At 40.5% G+C, this 6,238-nt stretch carries 6 protein-coding genes and 3 pseudogenes; 3 read left to right on the forward strand and 6 right to left on the reverse strand.

Annotated elements, in window-relative coordinates:
* Positions 1-43: 43 nt before the first annotated feature.
* Positions 44-319 (reverse strand): hypothetical protein, encoded by a 276-nt coding sequence (locus tag F6K63_RS31770; RefSeq protein ID WP_071105872.1) that lies wholly within the window; start codon positions 317-319, stop codon positions 44-46.
* 667 nt (positions 320-986) lie between these two features.
* On the opposite strand from F6K63_RS31770, the gene F6K63_RS31775 reads away from it, so the two are divergent.
* Positions 987-1,187 carry a hypothetical protein gene (locus F6K63_RS31775; RefSeq protein ID WP_071105871.1) on the forward strand — a complete coding sequence of 67 codons (201 nt, stop codon included), beginning with the start codon at positions 987-989 and terminating at the stop codon, positions 1,185-1,187.
* A gap of 153 nt (positions 1,188-1,340) precedes the next feature.
* Here F6K63_RS31775 and F6K63_RS31780 read toward each other — a convergent pair whose 3' ends face one another.
* On the reverse strand, positions 1,341-1,487 hold the full coding sequence (locus tag F6K63_RS31780) for a hypothetical protein (RefSeq protein WP_287314260.1): 147 nt from the start codon (positions 1,485-1,487) through the stop codon (positions 1,341-1,343).
* Positions 1,488-1,605: 118 nt separating this feature from the next.
* Here F6K63_RS31780 and F6K63_RS31785 point away from each other — a divergent pair.
* Positions 1,606-1,728, forward strand: a pseudogene (locus F6K63_RS31785) (BrnT family toxin); the annotation flags it as partial.
* A 2-nt stretch (positions 1,729-1,730) separates the two neighbouring features.
* Positions 1,731-1,970, forward strand: a pseudogene (locus F6K63_RS31790) (BrnA antitoxin family protein); the annotation flags it as partial.
* A 480-nt stretch (positions 1,971-2,450) separates the two neighbouring features.
* On the opposite strand, the gene F6K63_RS31795 reads toward F6K63_RS31790, so the two are convergent.
* The 4 genes and pseudogenes from F6K63_RS31795 to F6K63_RS31810 form a co-directional block, all read right to left on the reverse strand.
* Complete coding sequence (locus tag F6K63_RS31795) at positions 2,451-2,867, reverse strand: hypothetical protein (protein WP_287314264.1); 417 nt, start codon at positions 2,865-2,867, stop codon at positions 2,451-2,453.
* A gap of 767 nt (positions 2,868-3,634) precedes the next feature.
* Positions 3,635-4,426 carry a hypothetical protein gene (locus tag F6K63_RS31800; protein WP_287314266.1) on the reverse strand — a complete coding sequence of 264 codons (792 nt, stop codon included), beginning with the start codon at positions 4,424-4,426 and terminating at the stop codon, positions 3,635-3,637.
* A gap of 43 nt (positions 4,427-4,469) precedes the next feature.
* A complete protein-coding gene (locus F6K63_RS31805; protein WP_287314268.1) occupies positions 4,470-6,092 on the reverse strand; it encodes a CHASE2 domain-containing protein in 1,623 nt (540 codons plus the stop codon).
* 19 nt (positions 6,093-6,111) lie between these two features.
* Positions 6,112-6,238, reverse strand: a pseudogene (locus F6K63_RS31810) (IS4 family transposase); the annotation flags it as partial.

The following is a 6,238-nucleotide window of genomic DNA, read 5'->3' on the forward strand; positions in this document are numbered from 1 at the left end:
CGGGTACCTGATTATAGTCAAAATCTCTGATTATGGGATATAATTAGATGAAACTATTCCGATATTTTTTCTCGTGTCCAGGTAGATTCAGCATTACATGGTGATGGGTTTTACCCAACACTTGATTCTCCTGGATTTCGAGACTTTCTAATTTTTTTAATGAGGATAGACTAAGGGTATTCCTACCCAAGGCTTTCCTATGAACCTTTCCCCTGAACTGCAACGATAAATCGAACAAATTTCTACCAGCCAAGGCATCTCGCCTGAGCAGTTTATCCTCGAAACCCTGATCGATAAAATCAGTATCCTCAAGCAGCAATCTGTCACTTCAATAACTATCTCTACTGAATACACTCAGCAAAATCCTCAGCTACAAAATAAGGATGGCATCCTGGTCATTGAAACAGTTCCACTTGACCAGATCAATTTCAACGACCTAATCGACCAACTCCGCGCAGAACGCGATCAGGAGCAGATCTGCCTGTGAAAGTTTTGTTCGATACTTCTGTTCTGATTGCCGGATCTCTGGCCTAGCATCCCAGCCACAACCGCTGTTTCGCGCAACTACAAGCTGCACAATCTAGACAAATTACAAATTAAAGGCTGTTTATCGACTCACAGCTTGGCAGAAACCTATTCGGTGCTAACCCTGATCAAAATACCGCTAATATCAAGTTCGGTTGAATATTCATAAAGCAAAAAGTAACAGGCAAAAGGCAACATTAGGAAACATATTTGAAGTTCCTTATTCCTTATTCACTACTTCCTCATGCCAGCCCTATCCTTAAACTTACCAGGTTAAAATTACTCTTTTAAAAAAAGCAATTATCTGAAAGATACGCTACGCGATGAAGCGAAGCTTCCGCTAAGAGCGATCGCTTTTTTTATTCCCCCTAAAACTCCCCAAAAAAAAATTTTTAAAACCCTTGAAAATTACAAATATAATCATTACAATAATCATATAAACACGATGAAAGTTTTGATCTATGTCAAAAGACTTTAAGCCAAACTTCAAGAAACAACCTGTTGAGCACACTCTGAAAGGCTCTCGTGAAGCAGTAATCTATAGCATGCAAATGCTTTATAAATTGGGCTATGCAGAGATTGCCGAATGGACTCCTCTTGAACCGACTGAGGTTCCAGGAGAAGTCATTACTAAAATGATGAAGTATTGGCTGTTGCCATAACACCAAATTTCTGGGGGGGTTTTCCCCCCGACCAAAGGCTCCGGTCTGTTCGTGTAGCTTGGCCTTTGGCCAATTACATCAGATTACATCAGGTTCGGTTTGGAAACTCATTGACATAGATCATTTAAATAGCCGTGGATAGTATTTCTACGGCTATTTTTTTTTATGTTTATACTTATATAAAAAGGGAATCGGGAATCGGGAGTCGGGAATCGGGAATCGGGAATTGGGAATCGGGAATCGGGAATCGGGAATCGGGAATCGGGAATCGGGAAAAAATACTGGTAAGCTGTTGCGCATTTAAATTGGATATAGTGTTTCTCGCATTTATGAGGTACGCTTCTCAACAAAGTCCCCCTTATTAAGGGGGATTTAGGGGGATCAATTTGTCCCTTATAGGATATATAGTTGCTATATTATTCAGTTAGATGCTTTGGGGCGAGTTTTAGTTGTCGTCTATACCTGGCGAGGTGATCAAATCCGTTTGATTTCAACTCGCAAAGCCACTCGTACTGAACGTAAACAATATCTGGAGGGATGAAGATGGAAGCTGAGTATGATTTTAGTAAAGGTAAGCGTGGCGCGATTGACCCGATGCCATCTGGTAAAACTCGGATCACAATTCCTTTAGATAACGATGTTTTGGAGTGGTTTCGTGACCAGGTAAATCTGTCTGGTGGAGGCAATTATCAAACCTTGATTAATCAGGTGTTGCGTCAGCACATTCAGCATCAGCTGATAGAATTAGAAGGAGTTCAGGAAACTATTCCTAGAACAGAAATTGTTCAAAGTCAAGAAGCTTGGGAAAATTATCGCTCCGGTAACGATAAAGGAATTTCATCTAAAGATTTAAAGCGTAAGTTATTAGCATAAAAGTGATTAATCGTCGGTGGGCAGTGCCTACCTAGGCGCTTTGCCAGCTGATCTGATCTGTCTGATCCACTGCCCACCCTACATGCTATAGGCGGTGGCGCGGGTGACGGTGGAACGGTTTATTGAGCGGGTTTCTCGGCAATACCTAGCAAAAAGCAACGGCGAGTCCCATTGAGGAATACGCTCGCCGTTGGTGGATATGGGTTAGAAGTGGAGTATTGAGGGTGGAGTTATCAGAAGAAGGTAACGGAGCGATCGCCCCGTTACCTTTCTACCCTACGGCAAAGGTTTTACTTCCTTAATTACCAATAATTATCATTCTGTTTGTAGAATGTTTGATTTTTTGGAAGTCCTTTGTGATCTGCAACCTGCGGATGCTCCTTAGACTTTTTACGCTTTGTGACAACCCTCTACATCCATGTATATATCCCATGGTAGTGCGTCACGAACTATTACTTGGTAGAATGGCTCCACACCTTCACACAGGTTATAATAAAAAGTGGGTTGATCAGAGTTATACCCCGGAACAGCAAGATTTTTAACACAATCATCCGAACCGGATGGATCTACAATCAATGATATTGTTTGTTGGTCTTCTTCAAAGCTTATAAAGCTGACATCCAGTGACGATGCTGGCCCATCTATAACATCTAGTATATACTGAGAAGATCCCTCGGCCAAGAGAATAAAGCGAGGTTCGACATAACATTCCGCAGCTTGCGCACTACCAACGATCATTACAATCATCATCACCAGGGACAGGCAAAACACCAACATCCCTTTAAACACCTTGTGGACTACTTGCATTTTGAACTTCTCCTTTTTAGGTTATTGCAGGGAGCATGTCACTTATGTAGAACATTTGTACTATACCTCTAGCCCCCTCATGGGTTTACATAAGCTTGCTGTGATGGTACTATAATTCATTTGTTCTGCAACGCAAGACCTGCTCCCCCCAGTTCCTAATTCTTAGTTGGAACAATGTAATACTAGCCCTGTTATATATCTCTTATTATCATAAAACTCATATAAAAACTCATATAAAACTTCATATAAAACTTCATATAAAACTTCATATCAAACTCATAAACCTCATATCAAACCTCATAAACCTCATATCAAACCTCATAAAACTCATATCAAACCTCATATCAAACCTCATAAACTTCATATCAAACCTCATAAACCTCATATCAAACCTCATATCAAACCTCATATCAAACTTCATATAAGTACAGGGTCAACGGGGAGTAGGTCAAAATTATAGAACAAATGAACTACTTGACAAAATCACAAAAATAATTTACATACCTTGCTTACATTGTGTGTAGCGCTATATTATTCAGCATTGTGTAGGGTGGGCATTGCCGGTTTCTAATCCCAAATCCTGCCTAAATTGCTCTGAGCAATGCCCACCAAGCAGGGTACCAATGGCCGGTTTCTGAACCAATGCCCACCCTAGGATTATTGTGGATTGGTGGGCATTGCCCATGTAATTGATTGACCTTTGGTCACGCTACGCGATCGCCGTTCAATCATGATCTTCATCAGCAATGCCCACCCTACGATTCTCCCTATTCCCGCTCCTCCTTACAAAAATCATGAGCCTTATTCTTAATCTTATCAATAACATCAGTTACCTCAGCCGGAGGATTAGGCATCAGATAAATTTCCCGTAATGCATCTGACCAAAGTTGTTTGTCTATGAAATATTTAATTCGTTCCAAAGCAATCTGATTAGCACTCACATCTTGAGCTTTCAGGTTACTTTCTAATTCAGTTAAGTTAGCGGTGACTTGATTACGCTTTTCGTCATTCATTAGACGAAAACTTCTCTTAGTAGGAAGTTGTTCTAAAGAAATTGTATTCCGCCAATAGTAAGCTATATCTGGTTGTAAGGGTTTCCCTTGATAAAGGATACTAGTAGTAGTAGGCTCTAAAGGTTGCTCCCACAATTGTTGATTAGTACGCATTTCACGCACCTCAATACCTTTCATTTTTCCTTGCCATAGAAATAGGGGTTGCTCACTCCAAATTTCTAAGCTTCCATTCTGTATTTCTAAGCTTCCATTCTGTTCAGAATTAAGGTCACGATCTGGTAGCTGACCAGGGATGAGCATGCAGAGATTTTGCTCGATAGAATTATCATCTGTTAAGACATCTCTTGAGCCCTTTTTACCTTTCTTCCGTCGCAATCTCTTCCAGATATCACCCCATTTTAATGTAATTAGCTGGCCTTGAGACTGGGATAACTGCTGATCAGACTGAGGTCTTTGTACTATGGCATCCAGAGGCAGGACATAAGAAGATAGTAGCACAACGACTGTTAGTAGCAAGGTAGATTTTTTATCGATTATTATAGCCATAATATTCTTTCTGAATGATAATTGAATGAGTAAATAATGTTTACTATTGTTTGCGGGTAGCACTATAAGTACTAAACACTACTAAAGGCATCAAAGTAGGTAACAGTACCTTCAAGGAGATATAAACTTGTAATGAAACCAAGCAATAAACCAACCAATATATCAACCAACCGTTACCTATATTGCTCAAGAATGTTTTTAAATTAATTGTGATAATTTTTATTCCATCTTCCCTGCTTCCTGCTCCCTGCTCCCTGCTCCCTTGCTCCGGATAATTCTGTTTAATTAACCTAAATCCCTTACCTAAAACAGCGGTTAGCAAAATCATCAAAGCATTAGGAATTGGTATCACCAGATGCTGGGAAAAAAGATGGTGGGCAATGTAACTATGGGCTTCACCACCAGTAAATGATGGTTTGCTATCGAACCAGTCTTGCCAACCCTGTGAACTACGCCAGAAGGCGACCGGCAGGGGAAGCAGATGATTATCTTCCCCTTCTTGATCAATTCCTGCTTGTTGATATCCTCCTGAAGCAACAATCACAATGGTCTCGTTAAAGCTGAGACCATCAGCTAGAGCATCTTCAGAACAGGAGCCTAATAACTCACAAGCAGAAATTCTTTGATAAACCTGCTCTGGAGGTAGGGAATAGTCAATAATCGGTTGAAACCATTGTAAGAAATATGCGATCGCAGGACGTTTGACCCTCCCCAACCAAGCCACTTGTGTATGGGCTTGTGTCTTGGTATCATTAACCCAATCAATCACTGAAGTTCTAAAATCCTGATTACTGTGTTGAGTCTGAGGTAATCCCATAGCTAATTGAGTAGCGCTGGAATCTTGATCAGCTAAACAATAGGAAAGAACTAGTAAATAGCTAAACGGACAACGTTTATCACAATTATTGCTAGGTAACTCCACATACCAATCATAGGTTGTAATATCTCCCTCCATGGTTTGATTGAGGTTAGCGATTTGATCACTCACCCCATAATAATCAGCAGGATTATCAGCTTCAATTGCTGCCCACACTAACCAGGTATTCTTGTTAATCGCTTCAGTAACTGATTGTCGTAACCGTTTACTATTATCGGGCTGTTGTTGGTCTTGATCTAAAATATAATCAAATCCAATTATGCTAGCATTACTGGTAACTAATTTATCTAAAATACTTGCTAAGTAACCATAATCCATATACCTGCCATCAAGCAATTTAACCTTGTCCTGTTCAAGAGACTTGTTATCAATTTGAACTAACCGAACTGGAGACTGAACTGGAGAGGGATTAGCTTGCCACTCCACCTGCTGAGTAACCTGACGGTAACCAGCCTGTAACAACAGACGAGCTTCTAACAGTAAATCCTGACAATCCGGGATTAAACTAACGGTTAACCATGCTGATAACCAAAGGGCTTCTTTCTTAGTGGGTAACCAATTTCTGAGACTGTGCCCTAAACCGAATGGTTCCAATCGAAACAGTACTGATTGGGGATGGCGAAATAAGGTAGGGATTAGGTAAGCAGAAGGATAAGTAAGATTTTGTTGGTCTTTAAGAAAAGCACAAGCATCCCTTAGGGCTTCATGGACATCCTTATATTCAGCCAAACTCTTGAGAAATTGGACAATAAAAACTTGAGCCACCTGATTGTGAATAGGTTCTGCCATCACCGCCACTTGAGGTAACCTGGGGGGGCGACATGAGAGCTAAAAAGTAGACTGTATAAGCTTCATAGCTCTCATACCTCGTAAATAATGATCGAGCTTATGACGACTTAAATGCATCAAATTTTCAACTAATCCCCAACATTTAT

Source organism: Moorena sp. SIO1G6 (genome assembly GCF_010672795.1).
In the GTDB taxonomy this organism is placed as follows: Bacteria; Cyanobacteriota; Cyanobacteriia; order Cyanobacteriales; family Coleofasciculaceae; genus Moorena; species Moorena producens.

What these genes read in the sequence shown, in the direction of transcription:
- F6K63_RS31775 (WP_071105871.1), top strand. Translation starts at nt 987, where the DNA reads ATGTCAAAAGACTTTAAGCCAAACTTCAAGAAACAACCTGTTGAGCAC.
- F6K63_RS31780 (WP_287314260.1), bottom strand. Translation starts at nt 1,487, where the DNA reads ATGCGCAACAGCTTACCAGTATTTTTTCCCGATTCCCGATTCCCGATT.
- F6K63_RS31795 (WP_287314264.1), bottom strand. Translation starts at nt 2,867, where the DNA reads ATGCAAGTAGTCCACAAGGTGTTTAAAGGGATGTTGGTGTTTTGCCTG.
- F6K63_RS31800 (WP_287314266.1), bottom strand. Translation starts at nt 4,426, where the DNA reads ATGGCTATAATAATCGATAAAAAATCTACCTTGCTACTAACAGTCGTT.
- F6K63_RS31805 (WP_287314268.1), bottom strand. Translation starts at nt 6,092, where the DNA reads ATGGCAGAACCTATTCACAATCAGGTGGCTCAAGTTTTTATTGTCCAA.